16 protein-coding genes are annotated in these 15,867 nt (G+C 71.8%); 8 read left to right on the top strand and 8 right to left on the bottom strand.

Translation table 11 applies throughout. The annotated features are described in order from the left end of the window. Window positions 1-446: 446 nt before the first annotated feature. Window positions 447-1,253 carry a class I SAM-dependent methyltransferase gene (locus E3328_RS10765; protein ID WP_135364558.1) on the bottom strand — a complete coding sequence of 269 codons (807 nt, stop codon included), beginning with the start codon at window positions 1,251-1,253 and terminating at the stop codon, window positions 447-449. 135 nt (window positions 1,254-1,388) lie between these two features. Between E3328_RS10765 and E3328_RS10760 the strand changes: the two genes are divergently transcribed. From E3328_RS10760 to E3328_RS10750, 3 genes are all read left to right on the top strand, one after another. Further along, complete coding sequence (locus tag E3328_RS10760; protein WP_135364557.1) at window positions 1,389-1,577, top strand: hypothetical protein; 189 nt, start codon at window positions 1,389-1,391, stop codon at window positions 1,575-1,577. A 147-nt stretch (window positions 1,578-1,724) separates the two neighbouring features. Continuing rightward, window positions 1,725-3,287 (top strand): cobyric acid synthase, encoded by a 1,563-nt coding sequence (locus tag E3328_RS10755; protein ID WP_135364556.1) that lies wholly within the window; start codon window positions 1,725-1,727, stop codon window positions 3,285-3,287. 288 nt (window positions 3,288-3,575) lie between these two features. After that, window positions 3,576-4,889, top strand: a complete 1,314-nt coding sequence (locus E3328_RS10750; protein ID WP_135364555.1) for an MFS transporter — start codon at window positions 3,576-3,578, stop codon at window positions 4,887-4,889. 51 nt (window positions 4,890-4,940) lie between these two features. Here E3328_RS10750 and E3328_RS10745 read toward each other — a convergent pair whose 3' ends face one another. Further along, a complete protein-coding gene (locus E3328_RS10745) occupies window positions 4,941-6,608 on the bottom strand; it encodes a PKD domain-containing protein (RefSeq protein WP_135364554.1) in 1,668 nt (555 codons plus the stop codon). Between the two features lie 133 nt (window positions 6,609-6,741). Further along, entirely contained in the window at window positions 6,742-7,557 is an 816-nt protein-coding gene (locus E3328_RS10740; protein WP_209452154.1) for a TrmB family transcriptional regulator, read from the bottom strand. Window positions 7,558-7,908: 351 nt separating this feature from the next. Here E3328_RS10740 and E3328_RS10735 point away from each other — a divergent pair, with 351 nt between their 5' ends. After that, entirely contained in the window at window positions 7,909-8,703 is a 795-nt protein-coding gene (locus E3328_RS10735) for a TrmB family transcriptional regulator (RefSeq protein ID WP_135364553.1), read from the top strand. A 1-nt stretch (window position 8,704) separates the two neighbouring features. Here E3328_RS10735 and E3328_RS10730 read toward each other — a convergent pair whose 3' ends face one another. Continuing rightward, the gene (locus tag E3328_RS10730; protein WP_135364552.1) at window positions 8,705-9,025 is read right to left on the bottom strand and encodes a DUF7344 domain-containing protein; all 321 of its coding nucleotides are present in this window, start codon (window positions 9,023-9,025) and stop codon (window positions 8,705-8,707) included. Between the two features lie 206 nt (window positions 9,026-9,231). Here E3328_RS10730 and E3328_RS10725 point away from each other — a divergent pair, with 206 nt between their 5' ends. Then, window positions 9,232-10,002: a nucleotide-binding protein gene (locus E3328_RS10725; RefSeq protein ID WP_135364551.1), complete on the top strand. Its 771-nt coding sequence runs from the start codon at window positions 9,232-9,234 to the stop codon at window positions 10,000-10,002. After that, entirely contained in the window at window positions 9,999-10,592 is a 594-nt protein-coding gene (locus E3328_RS10720) for a DUF8054 family protein (protein ID WP_135364550.1), read from the top strand. Before E3328_RS10725 ends, E3328_RS10720 begins: the two co-directional genes overlap by 4 nt. 87 nt (window positions 10,593-10,679) lie before the next feature. On the opposite strand, the gene E3328_RS10715 is transcribed toward E3328_RS10720, so the two are convergent. From E3328_RS10715 to E3328_RS10705, 3 genes are all read right to left on the bottom strand, one after another. Then, window positions 10,680-12,071, bottom strand: coding sequence for a glycosyltransferase family 2 protein (locus tag E3328_RS10715; protein ID WP_135364549.1), 1,392 nt, complete (start codon window positions 12,069-12,071; stop codon window positions 10,680-10,682). 141 nt (window positions 12,072-12,212) lie between these two features. Then, entirely contained in the window at window positions 12,213-12,656 is a 444-nt protein-coding gene (locus E3328_RS10710) for a DUF302 domain-containing protein (RefSeq protein ID WP_135364548.1), read from the bottom strand. A 102-nt stretch (window positions 12,657-12,758) separates the two neighbouring features. Further along, window positions 12,759-14,192 (bottom strand): FAD-dependent oxidoreductase, encoded by a 1,434-nt coding sequence (locus tag E3328_RS10705; RefSeq protein ID WP_135364547.1) that lies wholly within the window; start codon window positions 14,190-14,192, stop codon window positions 12,759-12,761. A 229-nt stretch (window positions 14,193-14,421) separates the two neighbouring features. On the opposite strand from E3328_RS10705, the gene E3328_RS10700 reads away from it, so the two are divergent. Continuing rightward, window positions 14,422-14,817 carry a DUF7993 family protein gene (locus E3328_RS10700; protein ID WP_135364546.1) on the top strand — a complete coding sequence of 132 codons (396 nt, stop codon included), beginning with the start codon at window positions 14,422-14,424 and terminating at the stop codon, window positions 14,815-14,817. Between the two features lie 40 nt (window positions 14,818-14,857). Here the strand turns inward: E3328_RS10700 and E3328_RS10695 are convergent, their stop codons facing one another. Then, window positions 14,858-15,121 carry a DUF8075 family protein gene (locus tag E3328_RS10695; protein ID WP_135364545.1) on the bottom strand — a complete coding sequence of 88 codons (264 nt, stop codon included), beginning with the start codon at window positions 15,119-15,121 and terminating at the stop codon, window positions 14,858-14,860. 124 nt (window positions 15,122-15,245) lie between these two features. Here E3328_RS10695 and E3328_RS10690 point away from each other — a divergent pair, with 124 nt between their 5' ends. Next, entirely contained in the window at window positions 15,246-15,848 is a 603-nt protein-coding gene (locus tag E3328_RS10690; RefSeq protein WP_135364544.1) for a sulfite oxidase-like oxidoreductase, read from the top strand. Window positions 15,849-15,867: the final 19 nt, after the last annotated feature.

Raw genomic sequence — 15,867 nt, 5'->3', positions numbered from 1 at the left:
CCGACCCGCTCGTGGTCGTGAGCTTCGCACCAGTGGTTTCGCTCTCTGAATCTCCGAGCCGGCGCGCGCTGGAGCGCGCTTTCATGCGCGCGACAACACCGCGCGAGGGATGAGCATCGCAGGCCGAAGGCCGAGACGCGCAAGAGGCTGGGGAGGTGTGAGGCTCACGCCTGTCCGTTCAGCCGCCGTTCCGAGGCCACCGTGACGAGATAACTCCTGGCGGACTGAAAGGGCGAGGCGCGCTCGCGTTTATGTAGTCGTCTGAGCGACCCCTATCCGAAGCGGCCGGAGGACGCGAGGATATGTCGCTCAGCGACCGCGAGCGCGGCGAGGGCTTTCAGCGCCTGCTGTCTCGTGCGGTGGAGTCGAGTGCGGTGGAGTCGAGTGCGGTGGAGTCGAGTGCGGTCGGATCCACTCGGAGGAACGAACCAAACACATTCGCAACCCTACTCGGTGAGCTCGGCGCGGAGACAGAGCGACCGGGGCGGTCGGTCGAGCAACTCCGGAACCTCGTCCACCAGTTCCGGGTCGAGCCGCTCGGACAGGTCGGGCTCCCGGAGGTCCGCCAGCGCGAAGCCGGCGTCGAACAGCGGGCCGGCGAGCGCGTCGAGCGGCCGCCGGTGGAAGACCGTGGGCTCCGCTACCCCGTCGTCGTCCCCGTCCGATCCTTCCGCGGGTACTTCACCGCCCCAGTAGAGCTCGTAGCGTTCGGTGTCGGCGTAGGTGGGGGAGCGGCCATCGGCGTCGATTGCGGGCTGGGCGTCGAGCCCGTCGATAGCACGGGCGTCGGGATAGGACTCCTCGCGGACGACGAGATACTCGTGGAATGGGTGGTGCGTCGACAGGACGACCCCGCCGCCGGGGCGGAGCAGGCGGGCGAACTCGGCGGCGACCGGTTCGAGGTCGGCGACGTGCGAGAGCACGTGCTGGCAGAGTATCAGGTCGAAACCGCCGTCGTCGGGGTAGTCGAGTCCCTCGGCGAGGTCGCCGCGGCGGAAGTCGACGCGGTCGCCGTAGCGCTCGCGGGCGCGGTCGACCATCGCCTCGCTCGCGTCGACGCCGAGCACGTCGGCGCCGCGGTCGGCGAGTCGGGCCGCGTGGTAGCCGTCGCCGCAGCCGGCGTCGAGGACCCGGAGCCCGTCGAGGTCGGGGAGCAGGTCGGTCAGCGTCGGCCAGAGGACTTGTGCGCGCCACGGTACCTCCGCGTAGTCGCTCCAGTCCGCTGCGAGGTCGTCGTAGTGGTCGTCGGACATACCGTCGGGTTCCCACTCGGTCTGTTCGGGGCGCTCACTTCAGTTGATCGACCGTTCCGTTCGAGCCGCGGACCGGACGGCGCCAGACATATCTGTCAGGGACAGTAACCGAAGCTATAGAAGTGTAACTCAGATATGAGTGACGACACCGGACCGACGACGGATGCAGAGTTGCGAGCCGCGCTCAATGACCTGCTCGTCACGGCCTCGAAGAACGGTGTCCAGGTCGCCGAAAGTCGATGGGCCTTCCACAACACGGAATCCGACGTGCGGAGTTGGGAGGTAGAGATCGTGCCCGTTTCGGAGTCGGCGCGTACCGAGTAGTCGGCTACCGCTGCGGGACCGGCCACCCCCGACTGGGCGGTCTCGGCCGAGCGGCCGACGGCCCCGCTCGCGACCGGCCGTCACGGCGGCTGACCGAACCCCGTCCCGTATTTACCGCTCGCGGCCGAACGGACGAGACGGTACCGAATGGCGTCGACGATACTCGTCGCGGGCACCGCAAGTCACGTCGGCAAGAGCACCGTCGCCGCGGGGCTGTGCCGGCTTCTCGCCGACCGGAGCGTCGCCGTGGCGCCGTTCAAGGCCCAGAACATGAGCAACAACGCCCGCGCGGTGCCGAAAGCCGAGGCCGTCACGGAGGCCGGGTCCGACACCGCGTTCGGCGAGATCGGCGTCTCGCAGTACGTCCAGGCCCGCGCGGCCCGCGTCGCGTCGACGACGGACCACAACCCCGTCCTGCTCAAGCCCCGCGGGGACAGCGAGTCGCAGCTCGTCCTCGACGGGGAGGCGGTCGCCCACTACGAGGCCGGCGAGTACTACGACGACCACTGGGAGCGCGCTCGCGAGACGGCCCGCCGCGCACACGAACGGCTCGCGGCCGACCACGACGTGGTCGTCGCCGAAGGCGCGGGCTCGATCGCCGAGCCGAACCTCCGCGAGCGCGACCTCGCGAATGTCGAGACCGCGCGGTTCGCCGACGCCCGGATTCTCCTCGTGGCGGACATCGAGCGCGGGGGCGCGTTCGCCAGCCTCGTGGGCACGGTCGAACTCCTGCCGGCGGACGTGCGCGAGCGGGTCGCGGGCGCGGTCCTGACGAAGTTCCGCGGCGACGCGTCGCTGCTCGACCCCGCGATCGAGGAGGTCGAGGAGCGGACGGGCGTCCCAATTCTGGGTGTCGTCCCCCACGACGACCCCGGGCTCCCGGCCGAGGACAGCGTCGACCTCCCCGCGGAGGGCGAGCGGGCCGTGCGGGGGCGCGACGACGGCGTGTCCGACGACCGGGCGGTCACCGTCGCCGTCCCGAGACTCCCGAGGATCTCGAACTTCACAGATCTGGAGCCGCTGGCCCGCGAACCCGGCGTCCGGGTGGCCTACCTGCCGCTCGACGCCGACCTCGCCGACCCCGAGGCGGCCGGCGCCGGCACCGGTCGCGGCGCCGACGCGGTGGTCCTCCCGGGCACGAAGAACACGGTCGACGACCTGCGGGCGCTCCGGGCGGCCGGGTTCCCCGAGCGACTCCGCGCGTTCGACGGCCCGGTCGTCGGCCTCTGCGGGGGCTACCAGATGCTCGGTCGGCGGATCACGAACGCCGGCGTCGAGAGCACCGACGACCTCGATACCCTCGAAGGTATCGGGCTGTTACCGGTCGAGACGCGGTTCTCGACGGACAAGCGGGTCGAGGAAGCGACCCGCCGGATCGACGGCGCGGGCCCGCTCGCGGGCGCCGCGGGGCGGGTCTCGGGCTACGAGATCCACATGGGCGAGACGACTCCGGTCGACGGCCCGACCGCCGACATCGACCGCCCGTTCCCCGAGGGCGGGACCGGCGCGGCGACCGACCGCACGCTCGGCACCTACCTCCACGGGCTCTTCGAGAACGCGACCGCCCGCGAGGCGTTCGTCGACAGCGTTTTTGCCCACGTGGGTATCGAGCGACCGGAGAGTGACGCGGCGACTCTATCCCCGTACGACCGGGCGGCCGCGCTCGTCGGGGACAACGTCGACCTCGGGCCGTTGCTCCCGGACCGCTGACCGCCTTCGGCTCGCGGTTGTCGCCCGCCGTCGGTCGCCGCCCGCCCTCGCCTCCCCGGGTCATCGCCACCGGTGAGATCCTCATCCGCGCGCGAGCGCACAGCACCGGCGACGGGCAACACCAGGCCGCGGTCGCGGCCAACCCACTCGGTGACTGGCGAACGACTGTGAACGTTCGTCCGAATAACGTAGCCGAATGTGTTCGATCACTCCAGGATGCCGCGGAGCGATGCAGTATTTGCGAGACAGATCGGAACAAAATTACGGTCGTACTATTTCCGACTCCGTATGAGCGTGCATCGGATACGTGGCAGCTCGCGCCGGGGGCTGGTGTCGGCGACCCTGGGGTTCTTCGTGGGCTTCGCCGGCGTGGTGCTGTACGGGCCGGTCGCGACGGAGTTCGAGTCGGCGATGGGGCTGTCCGGGCTGGCGCTCGGGCTGCTCGTCGGCGCGCCCCAGCTGACGGGGTCGCTGCTGCGGGTCCCCTTCGGCGCGTGGGTCGACGAGGTCGGCCCGCGCAAGCCATTTTTAGTCCTCCTGGGCCTGTCGATCGTCGGGATGGCGGGGCTGTCGGTCCTGCTGGTGACGGGCTATCCCGGGGGACTGACGATGGAGCTGTACCCCCTGGTGTTCGTCTGTGGCGCCCTGAGCGGCTGCGGGATCGCCACCTTCTCCGTGGGGACCACCCAGACCGCCTACTGGTACCCGAAGGACCGACAGGGGACGGTACTGGCGGTGTACGCGGGGCTAGGCAACAGCTCGCCGGGGCTGTTCACGCTCCTGCTCCCCGTCGCGCTGTCGGCGCTCGGGCTGACGACCGCCTACCTCGTCTGGTTCGCGTTCCTCCTCGTCGGGACGGTCGCCTACGCCGCGCTGGCGGTCGACCCGCCCTCCTTTCAGCTGCGCGAGCAGGGCCTCGACACCGACGAGGCACGCCAGCGGGCCGAGGCGTACGGCCAGGAGCTGTTCCCGGGCGGCGACGCGTTCGCCTCGATCCGCGAGGCGGCGGCGATCCCGCGGACGTGGGCGCTCGTGGCGCTGTTTTTCACCTCCTTCGGGGGCTTCCTGGCGCTGACGGTGTGGCTGCCGACCTACTGGACGGCGATCCACGGGATGGGCGTCCAGGGAGCCGGGGCGCTGACGGCCGTCGCCTTCACCCTGCCGGCGGCCATCCTGCGGGTGCCGGGCGGGTACCTCAGCGACCGGATCGGCGGCGAGGTGACGGCGGTCGGGAGCTTCGTCGTCGTCGGCCTCGCGGCGCTGGGGCTCGTCGTCACGCGCACCTACGGCACCGCGCTGGGGGCGACCGTCTGCCTGGCCGTCGGGGTCGGCGTCGCCAACGCCGCCGTCTTCCAGCTCGTCCCGAAGTACGTCCCGGAGGCCGTCGGCGGCGCCTCGGGGCTGGTCGGCGGGCTCGGCGCGTTCGGCGGGTTCGTCGTCCCGCCGGTGCTGGGGCTGTTCGTCGATAGCTTCGGCGAGTCGGGCTACGCCACCGGCTTCGTCGTCTTCGTCGCGCTCGCGCTGGCGTCGGTCGCGCTCGCCGAGCGGCTCTACCGCACCCGCGCGAGCGTCGGGGTCGACGCCGCGGCCGCCGGGGACTGATCGCCGGTCGCGGCCCCGCTCACGATCCGCCCGGGCGCGAGCCGGGCGACCTCACTCGACGGTGATCTCGACCTCGTGGGTCGTCGAGTGGCCCGTGTTGTCCGTCGCCGTGAGCGCCACGGTGTAGGTCCCCGCGGCCTCGTAGGCGTGGGAGGCCCACCAGCCCTCGGCGGTCGCCCCGTCCCCGAACTCCCACGCGAGCGCGTCGACCCAGCGGTCGTCGCCGGTGGTGTCGCGGGCCTCGAACGCCACGGCTTCGTCGACCTCCACGTCGGTCGCGCCCGGGTCGGCCTTCGCGACCTTGTCGGTCAGCTCGGTGACCGTGATCGCCAGCCCGTGGGTCGTCGACTCGCCGGCGTCGTTCGTCGCGGTCAACTGTACCTCGTACTGGCCGGGGTCGTCGTACTGGGCGTCGACCCACCAGCCCTCACCGGCGGCGCCGTTCCCGAGGTCCCACTCCAGGCCGGAGACGTGGCTGTCCGCGCCCGAGGCGTCGCGGGCCTCGAACTGGACCCAGTCGCCCTCCGTGGCCTGGGTCTTGCCCGGTACGAGACGCGCGATGGGTTCCTCGGAGGTCTCGGCGAGCCACTGGCGGACGAACCCGCCGTGTTCCTCGGGCGCCGAGCGTAGCGTCCAGTCGTCGGCGCCGCCCGCGCCGGGGGAGTCGAACATCGCCGGCGCCCACGAGTCGTCGAAACACCAGGCGGCCCACCCCATGTTGTCGTAGCTCTCGACCCACTCGCGGAAGGGCTGGCCCCAGTCGGTGTTGGTGCCGTAGTCGAGGCCGTCGCTGTAGGGGTCCCAGCCGAACTCGGTGACGAAGACGGGCACGTCCTCGGCGGGCGCGCCGTAGGTGTCGTCGAACTCGTCGGGCTGGCCGTTGTCCGGGTAGATGTGGGCGGCGTAGACCAGGTTCTCGCCCTCGAAGGGGTACTCCGGGGCGAAGTTCGTCCGGGAGGTCCAGCTGGGCGACCCGATGACGATGGGCGTCTCCGGGGCTTCCTCGCGGACCATGTCCACCCACGGTTGAGCGGTCTCGCGCCACAGCAGCCACTCCGCCTCGGGGCTCTCGACGTTCTCGCCGTTGTCGCTCCAGAAGATCGGGTAGGTCGGTTCGTTGAACAGCTCGTAGAGGACGTGTTCGTCGTCGGCGAACGCGGGCGCGACGCCGCCCCAGAAGTTCCGGACGATCTCGTCCGGGCTGGTGTCGTAGCCGGCGTCCTCGGAGGCGGCCTCGGTGTAGGGGCGGATGAGGTGGTAGTCGATCATCGCGTAGGTGCCCCGCTCGCCCAGCAGGTCGACCACCGGCCGGAGCACGTCCGAGACCAACGCGTCGACGCCAAGCTGGTCCACGTCCCACTGGGTGACCGGCAGGCGGACGACGTTGGGGTACCAGCCGCGGGCCGGGTCGCTCGCCCAGCCGACGACCTCCGTCGGCGTCTTCGGGTGGGTGTCCTCGACCTCGTAGAACCCCATCGACGCCGTCGCGAGGCCGCGCAGCCTGACCGCCTCGCCGTCGGCGTCTCGCACCCACTTGCCCTCTGTGTGTAGCCGCGGCGGCGTCCCCTCGTCGGCCGCAGCGGTACCGGAGATCCCGCCGAGCGCGACGCCCGCGGCCCCGGCGCCCGCGGCGCGCAACACGCCCCGCCTGGTCGCCGTCCGCCCGCCGTTCCGTGCCTGTCCCCCGTCGGAATCGCGACCCTCGTTCGCAGGTGTCATGCGACCTTGCAGACGAAAGCCGTCACCGTAATACCGGTCCCGACTGAAACGTCACGATCGTTGAAACACACCGTTCCCACATCGTGAAACGGCGCCGGTCCGTCGAAGCGGCCGGGGTCCGTCCGTCGGCCGGTCAGTCGGTGCCGGGGTCGTCGACGGGCAGCAGGCCGGTGGCCATCAGGCGTCGGACGATGGTGACGAGGCCGTTGTCGAACCCGCGGCCGAAGACGGCCTGTTCGTCGGCTTCCTCGTCGGACCCGTGGGTCGTGCTGATCAGGATCGTCGAGCGGTCGATCAGCAGGATGCGCGTGATCTCGATGTCCTCGTCGAGGGCCGACCCGCGGAGCCACTCCAGCTCGGAGACGAACACCTCGGCGTCGGGGAGGGCCGCCTGGACCCGGTCCCGCAGCGTCTCGGTCACCGTCCCGACGACGATCGAGGCGTCCCGGGTCTCGGCGGACGCGAGCGAGTCGAACAACGACTCCGTGGCTACCGCCTCGGAGCCGAGGATCAGGACGGCCTCCTCGTCGGCCTCCCCGAGGAGCTGTCTGGTCCGGTTGCCGATGGCCGCGCGCCCGGTGAGCGACCAGACCTCGTGGGTGCCGTCGGCCTCGTCGGTGTCGCCGGCGGGCTCGATGCCTTCCAGCGCCTCCCGCAGCGAGTCGGTCTTGGTCTCGTACTCCGCCCGGAGCGTCTCGGCGGCCTCGTCGATGTCGACCGCGCGGAACTGCTGGGGGTTGGCGTGCTGGATCTCGACCAGCCCCTTCGTCTCCAGCACGCGCACCGCGTCGTAGACGCGGGTGCGGGGCACCTCCGAGACCTCGCTTATCTCCTTGGCCGTGGCCTGGGGCAACCGCGTCAGCGCGACGAACGCCTTCGCTTCGTACTCCTTGAGCCCGAGGCCCTGTAACAGTTCGATCGCCTCGTCCGTATTCGAGATATCATCCATAGGGTCCCAACCTAGCGCCGGTCGCCCGGTCACTATCGTCAGTGTAACCACTCCACGTGAAAACCACTTGTCCTTGGCAACTCCCGGCCTCCCGTCGCTGCCGTCGTTCGACGCCGCTCTCCCGACCGATTTATCGGGTTCTGGACCCGTACGGCGATCCATCCGGTCGGGCTGCGACCGCTCGGCGGGTCGTCGGTGCCTCCCGGCCGCCAGCTTGTTCACCCAAATAATCACAACATCACTATATGGGAGGGTACCGAACGATCCGATGGCACGCGGCAACCAGTAGGGTCCCAACCACGCTGTCGCCGCGTGCCCCACTACCCTCCGGTAGTGGTTTCGAGAACACCAATGGCTCAGGACGCATCGCCGGCGGCTCGCGCCGTCGCGATCGACACGCTCACCGAACTCGGGTTGAGTACCTACGCCGCGCGGACGTTCGTGGCGCTGGTCGAACTGGGCGAGGGGACGGCCCAGGACGTGAGCGACGTGGCCGACGTGCCGCGGACGCGCGTCTACGACGCCGCCGCCGAGCTACGGGACCGAGGGCTGGTCGACGTGCGCCAGTCGACGCCCAAGCGCTTCTGGCCCGTCTCGGCGTCGACGGGCGCGCGCCACTTCGAGCGGTACTACCGCCACCGCGTCGAGCGACTGACCGAGGCGCTCGACGCGGTCGAACCCGTCGACCGCGCCGACGAGCAACGCGGCGTCTGGACGGTCACCGGCCGGGAGACGGTGACCGAACGAGTACTCGAACTGCTCGACGACGCGGAGGAGGAGGTCGTCTTCATGACCGTCGAGTCGCTGCTGACCGACGAGGTCGTCGACCGCCTGGCCGCCGCGAGCGACCGCGGCGTCTCGATCCGGGTGTCGGGACTCTCCGACTCCGTCGGTGCGGTCCTCGACGAACGGGTTCCCGGCATCGAGACGTTTGACTCGATCTGGGTCGGATCGGACATGCCCGCCGGCCGCCTGCTGATGGTCGACCAGCAGCGTGCGCTCGTGAGCGTCCTCGTCGAGGGCGAGGGCGACCGACCGCTCGAACCGCGCGACGAGACCGCCATCTGGGGCGCCGGCGAGACCAACAGCCTCGTCGTCGTCCTCCGTGCGATATTCACCTGGCAACTCGACGGCGCCCGCGACTGAGCTACTCCAGTTCCGCCGCGACGAACTCCAAAAGCGCCGCGACGCGCTCGTCGCCGGCGTAGCGGACGGTCCCCGACCGGGGGTCGAACACCACGATCCCCGCGTCGGCCAGTTTCGGCAGGTGGACGTGCTGGGCGCTGACGCGGAGCTGGTCCCGCTCGGCGGCCGTGTCGCAGCCGTCCGCCAGTGCGTCCGTCAACTCCTCGACCGATATCGCTTCCCCGTCCGTGTCCCGGAGGTAGCGAAGTATCCTGCGCCGCCTCGGATCAGCGACGGCAGTGAGTAGTTCTTCGGTCGTGGTGACCGCACTGTCGGTTTGCATTGGGTACTCTCCACATTCGCTGTGAAGTCCACCGCGGACGAACGTGGATCTAAATGTGGGTGCCGACCACGGAAGACGGTGGTGTTGACTCACATCGTCACACTGTCTTGGAGCGCGGACCGCTGTTCGAGTGCTGTCCGAACTGGATCGCCCGTACCTGTCGCCGGTCCGAACGTTTTTGAGGGAGGGGGAACCACCCCGGGATGATGGTCGAGGCGTTCGCGGTCGCCAGCGGGAAAGGGGGGACCGGCAAGACCACGAGCACGCTCGCGCTGGGGATGGCGCTGGCCGAGGAGTACGACGTGACGGTCGTCGACGCCGACATGGGGATGGCGAACCTGCTCTTCCACGCCGGCCTCGCCGACGTGGAGACGACGCTGCACGACGTGCTCGTCGAGGGGGGCGCGCCCGTCGAGGCGGCCGTCTACGAGCGCCACGGGATGGATGTCGTCCCCTGCGGGACGAACCTCGCGGACTTCGAGGCCGCCGACCCCGCACGCCTGCGCGAGGTGGTCGCGGCGCTGGCGGCCGACACCGACGTACTCCTGCTGGACTCGGCGGCCACCCTCTCCTCCCGGGCCGCGGTCCTCCCGGTCGTGCTGGCCGACCGGGTCGTGGTCGTCCTCGAACCGACGATCCCCGCGCTGTCGGACGGGCTGAAAGTCCAGGAGTACGCCAGTTCCTACGGGACCGAGACGGCGGGGATCGTCTTCAACAAGGTGCGCGACGCGGACGCCATCGAGCGCATCGCCCCGAAGGCCGAGCGCTACTTCGAGGGGCCGACGCTGGCGACGGTGCCGGCCAGCGAGCGGGTGCGGGCGGCCCGGCGGAACGGGCGGCCCCTGCTCGCCCACGCCCCGGACAGCGAGCCCGCCCGCGCCTACCGCGAGGCGGCGGCGACGCTGTCGGTCCGGGACGGCGACTCGGGGGCGGTCGCCGACCGGTTCCGCAGCGCGGTCGTCCCCGAGTCGCCATGAAGCTGCCAGAGGGCCGCCTGCTGCGGTCGCGGGTCGTCGCGGACCCGCGGACCGTCCTCGTCGACGCCCTGGACCGGGAACTCACCGGCTACGCCGTCTTCGAGCCCCAGGACGCGCTCCTGCTCGACGGGCGCGGCCGGGGCGTCCTCACGTTCCGCGCGGGCGTCCCGGTCGTCGCCTACCACACCGGAACCGACCGCGCGGGCCCGCCGGCGCTGGCCGACCTGGCCGCCGAGGGACCGTACCGGCTCGAACTGTTCGCGCTCGCGCCAGCGGACCTGGCCCCGGTCCACGACCGGACGAGCTTCCGCGTCCCGCCCGGCATGGCCGCGGAACGGCTCGCCGGCGACCAGGCGCTGGCCGACCGGACCCGCGACGCCGCGCCGCCCGCTCGCCTGTCGGACGGGCGCGGCGGGGATGCCGCCGAGGCGACGAACGGCGACGACGCCGGTGGCGACGCCGGCGAGCGCCAGCAGGGCGCGGTCGAGGCGTTCCTCGACGACGCCGAGAAGATCGAGGCGATCCGCGAGCAGGCCCGCGAGGAGGCCGCCGAGCGGGCCGACGAGTGGGGGTTCGACGACGTGGCATAGCCGCCGGACCGCGGGTGTCGACCGGCGACTCGCAGCCGCCGGTGGAGCGGTGGCCGGTTCGGCCGTGGTCGGCCGCCGTCCGGGCGGTCAGACGCCCTTGGCGACGCTGTACCACTCGCCGTCCCAGGTGAACAGGTAGGCGACGGCGGCGCGGATGCCGACGAGGCTGTACAGCGGGAGGACGAGCGGCGTCGCGAGCCACGCGAGACCCACGTCGTCGACCCGGTCGCGGCGGGCGTCGCTGACCCGCAGCGCGAGCGCGGCGCCGGCCAGCGTCGCGACCGGCAGCGCGAGCCAGGTCGCCGCGCCGCTGACGACGAGGACGGCCGCCTTCGAGACCAGCGAGAGCATGAAGACGTTGCCCAGCACCGAGCCCGCACAGAGCAGCGGGGCGAGCAGCGTCCGGTAGTTGCGCGGGGAGCGACACTCGGCCACGAGGTCGTGGAGCGTCTGGGCGTAGCCGGTCATCCAGCGCTTGCGCTGGCCCCACCAGTCGGCGACGGAGTGGGCGCCCTCGATGGTCGAGGCCTGCGAGAGCACCTCCTCGACGTCGAGGCCGGCCTCGTAGCAGTCGAAGGCGAAGGCGTAGTCCTCGGTGAGCATCGCGGGGTCGTAGCCGCCGACGGCCTCGAAGGCCGACCGGCGCATCACGACGGTCCGGCTGGCGGCCATCGTGAAGTCGGTCACCAGCGTCAGCAGCCGCTTGCTCAGGTCGCCCAGCACGACCGACTCGTAGTAGGCGACCGTCTCGACGAGGCCGTCGGGCTCGGGGACGGTCCGGCCCTGCACCACGTCGCAGTCGTCCAGCCGGGCGACGGCCGTCGAGACGAATCGGGGGTCGACCCGCTCGTCGGCGTCGAAGACCGCCAGGTACTCCGAGTCGGTCGCCTCGGCGGCGTAGTTGATGGCGCCGGCCTTGCTGCCGGGGTAGCGGGTGTTGACCAGCAGGTCGACCCGTTCCTCGCGGGCGGCGTACTCGCGGGCGCGCTCGATCGACGCGTCGTCGTCGGGCTCGGCGACGACGACTACCCGCAGGTCCTCGTAGCGGCCGGCGAGCAGGCTCTCGACGCTGCGGTCGAGGACGGCGGCGTCGCGGTGGACGGGGACGACGGCCGTGACGGTCGGGCCGGTCGCCGGGCGGCGGTCGTCGCACTCGACGGCGCGCTGGCCGAACAGGGCCAGCGCCGAGCAGCCGAACATGCCCGAGACGGACAGACAGGCCATCACGGCCTGGAGGACGGCGATACTGCCCAGCCCGATCCCGAGGACGGTCGGGACCGCGACGACGACGGTCATGCCGCCCTGGAGGTAGCCGGCGACGACGACGGCGGCGACGAGAGCGACGTACGCCGCCGCGTCGGCCGCCTCGCGGGCGGAACGCGGACGGAGACTCCCGGCCACGGCGCCGAGGCGGCGGACCGCCCGGCGAAGACGGCCGAGGCTGGGGCTATCGGAGGGGAAGGCGTTTCGGGGACGCATCGTATCTCGACGGTCGCACGCCGCTCACATAAAAATGTTCTCACGGCTTCAGGTTCGGCAACTCCGCGAAACCAGCGGGACACGGAGCGGTCGGTGTCCCCGGTCGGCGCGGTGGCCGTCGCCGCGGACGGGCCGTCGCGGTCACCCGAGGTTCTCGAAGGCCTCGTCGACGATCGCGCCGGTCTCGGCCACGATGTCCGCCATCTCCTCGTCGTCGGGGGCCATCCCGACGAGCCGAGCGATGCGCATGATCGAGACGTGGTAGACGCGCTGGACGCCCGGCTCTTCCTCCCAGACGACGACGTTGCAGGGCATCAGTGCGCCGAGCTTGCCGTCCGTCGCGTCGAGCGCTCTGTCGGCGATCGCCGGGTTGCAGGCGCCCAGCACGTGGTAGGGGTCCCGGTCCGCGTCGACCTTCTCGTTGAGCAGCTCCGACGGCGAGAACTCGACGGGGACCCCCATCCCGGCGTCGGTGAACACCTCGCGGACGTGTGCGACGGCCTCGTCGTGGTCCATCTCTAGCGTGGCCTGTGCCTCTCCGATGTCGTCCGGGTCGATCGCCGCCGGATCGATTGGAAGGGTCATCGTCGGGGCTTCGGGCGCTCGGGAGGAATACGTTCCGGCGATCGCTCCTCGGCTCCGGCAAACGGGCGGGCGTTCGCTTCCCACCCTGTAACTCGGCGGGCCTCACCCCAGGTCGCCGTCGACGGCCTTCGCCGCGGTGAGCACTGGGTCCCAGACCGGGCCGAACGGCGGCGAGTAGCCGAAGTCCAGGTCCGCGAGCTCCCCGACGGTGAGGTCGGTGTGCAGCGCCGTCGCGACGGCGTTGACCCGGTGGGCACACCCCTCCTCGCCGACGAGGCCGGCGCCGAGCAGCCGGCCGTCGTCGGCGCCGGCGGCCATCTCGACGACGATGCGCGACCCGCCGGGGTAGTAGTGGGCCCGCGAGATGGTCGTGACCGTCTCCGTGACGGGGTCGAAGCCGGCCTCGCGGGCCGTCTCGGCGTCGAGGACGCCCGAGCAGGCCACCTCCAGGTCGAACACCTTCATCACCACCGTCCCGACGACGGGGCCGACGCGGGTGGGCGTCCCGGCGACGGTGGCGCCGACCGCCCGCCCCCCGCGGTTGGCCGCCAGTCCGAGCGGCAGGTGGACCGGCTCGTCGAGCAGGTGGTGGTGTTTCTCCGCGCAGTCGCCGGCGGCGTAGACGTCCGGCGCGCTCGTCCGACCGTAGGCGTCGGTCGCGATAGCCCCGGTCGCGCCCAGTTCGATCCCGGCCCCGGCGGCCAGCTCCGCGTTCGGTTCGACGCCCTCGTCGACGAGCACGGCGTCGACGGGGATCCGCTCGTCGCCGGTCTCGACCGCGGTCACCGCGCCGTCCGCGCCGACGAACCGCTCGACGCGGCTGTCGAGGTGGAGCTCGACGCCGCGCTCGCGGAGCCGCTCCTCGACGATCCCCGCGGCGGCGGGGCCGAACGGCGGCAGCGTCAGCGGCCCCCGCTCGAAGACGTGGGCGCCGTCGTCGACGACGTGGACCGCCAGCCCGCGCGCGTCGAACGCCTCGACGAGTTCGAGGCCGATCTTGTTCGCGCCGACGACGGCGACGGCCTCGACCTCGCCGAGGTGTTCGTGGAACCGGTCGGTCGGCGGCGTCGGGACGCCCGGCCGCGTCCCGGCGCCCGGCGTCAGGTACTCCCGGAGCGCCCGCCCCTCGTCGAGGCTCCGGACGGTGAACACGCCGTCGAGGTCCCCGCCGGGGGCGTCCGGCGTCGCCCCGTGACCGCCCGTCGCCAGCAGCAGGTCGTCGTAGGCCAGCTCGTAGCGCTCGCCGCCCCCGTCGACGGTCACCCGACCCGCTTCGGGGTCGACGGCGGTGACCTCGTGGTGGCGCCGGAGGTCGATCCCGTACTTGCCGACGAGTTTCTCGGGGCTGGTCACCAGGAGGTCCTCCAGCTCGGGGATCTCCCCTTTCACGTAGTAGGGGATGCCGCAGGCGCCGAACGAGACCCACGCCCCCCGTTCGAGGACGACCACCTCCCGGTCGGGGTCGGCGCGACGGGCCTTCGCGGCCGCGCTCAGCCCCGCGGCGTCGCCCCCGACGACGACGAACCGCTCGCTCATCGACTCCTCCCGGTTCGCGACCGCCGTTGCTCCGCCGCGTCGGCCGTCCGCAGGTCGTCGATCATGGTCTCGGTCCTTCGCCCGGCGCCCGGAAAGAACCGGCCGACGGCAAACGAACGTAACCGGCTCCAGACGGCGCCATCCCGCACGTACTCGGCCCGTATCGCGCAGTCAGTCGGCGTGCTAGCCGAGCGGGATCGTTTTCCGGCCGCCGGACGGAGACGCGGATATGTCGGACGCTCCGGACGGACGGGACCTCGCCCGGCGACTCGCGGACGCGCTCGCGAGCGCGGAGGGCTCCGCAGGTGCGGACAGTCCCGCGGGCGCGGACAGTCCGTCGGTCGTCGACGAGCGGGCCGATCCGGCACCGACGGCCGACGGGACGGTCGCCTACGCGGTGGCCGCCGGGTCGCGGCGACTCGCGGAGGTGTCCGTCCACCCCGACCGGGCGCGTATCGAGTTCCGCGCGGCGCCCGACGAGGCGGCCGCGGCGGCGCGGGACGCGGGCCTGCGCGTCCGGCCGAAAGCGGTGCGGCCACCGCGGACGCTCGCGTTCGTCGAATCACCCGAGGAGGTCGAGCGAGCGCTGGACGTGGTCGAGGCCGTCGTCGCCGCCCTCGACTGACCGGCCGGTTCCCCCGGCTGTCGTCGGTGCCGCGCGCCGCTCACTCGCGCTCGGCGCGGGCGGCCGCGGCGGCCTCGTCGACGTGGTCGAGACAGCGGATCTCGCCGGACTCGGTGTCGAAGGCGAACGGGTCGCCGGGGGCGATCCGGCGGCCGTCGACGGCGCAGCCGTCGTCGTGGCGGAGGAAGTACCGCCCCTCCGCGCGGCCGGTCTCCAGCCGACCGGCCTGGACGGCGAACTTCACGAGCCCCTCGCCGATCTGCGTGCGCTCGGGCGAGTCGGCTTCGAGTCTGATGACCGGCATCGATGGTCGCCGAAGTGTACCGCCGGCGGACCGATAAATCGTCGGCCGGCCCGCGCAGGCGCCGCGGGCGGCGGGCGGCACTCTCAGACCGGTCGCTTACGGGTCGGCTCGCCCAAGGGGGCCCATGGGCGTCAGAGACGTGACCGACATCCACGAGGAGTTCGACGGCGAGCGGCTCCCGCCGGGCCAGCGCGAGACCGAGCGGTTCCCCGTCCTCTCGCTGAACCAGACTCCCGACTTCGACCCCGACGACTGGGAGTTCACCGTCCGGGGCGCCGTCGACGAGGAGCTGACCTACTCCTGGGCGGAGTTCCGGGACCTGCCCACCGAGACCCAGCGCCAGGACTTCCACTGCGTGACGGGCTGGAGCCGCTTCGACAACGAGTTTGTGGGCGTCCCGTTCCCCGAGATCGCCGAGCGTGCGGGCGTCGACGACGACGCCGTCCACGTCATGTTCGGCGCGATGGACGGCTACTCGACGAACCTGCCCCTGGAGGAGTGCATGCGCCGCGAGGTGCTGTTCGTCCGCGAGTTCGACGGCGACCCGCTCCCGTCGGACCACGGCGGCCCCCTGCGGGTGGTCACCCCGCACAAGTACGCCTACAAGGGCGCCAAGTGGGTCGACGGCGTCACCTTCCTCACCGAGCCCCAGCGGGGCTACTGGGAGAAACGCGGCTACTCGAACACGGCGAACCCGTGGGCCGAGGACCGGTACACGACCGTCTGAGCGGCGGGCGGGAGGGTCG

The sequence above is a fragment of the Halosimplex halophilum genome (assembly GCF_004698125.1).
In the GTDB taxonomy this organism is placed as follows: Archaea; Halobacteriota; Halobacteria; order Halobacteriales; family Haloarculaceae; genus Halosimplex; species Halosimplex halophilum.
Note: the sequence above shows the minus strand (reverse complement) of the source record. Positions and strands in the feature narration are given on the sequence as shown.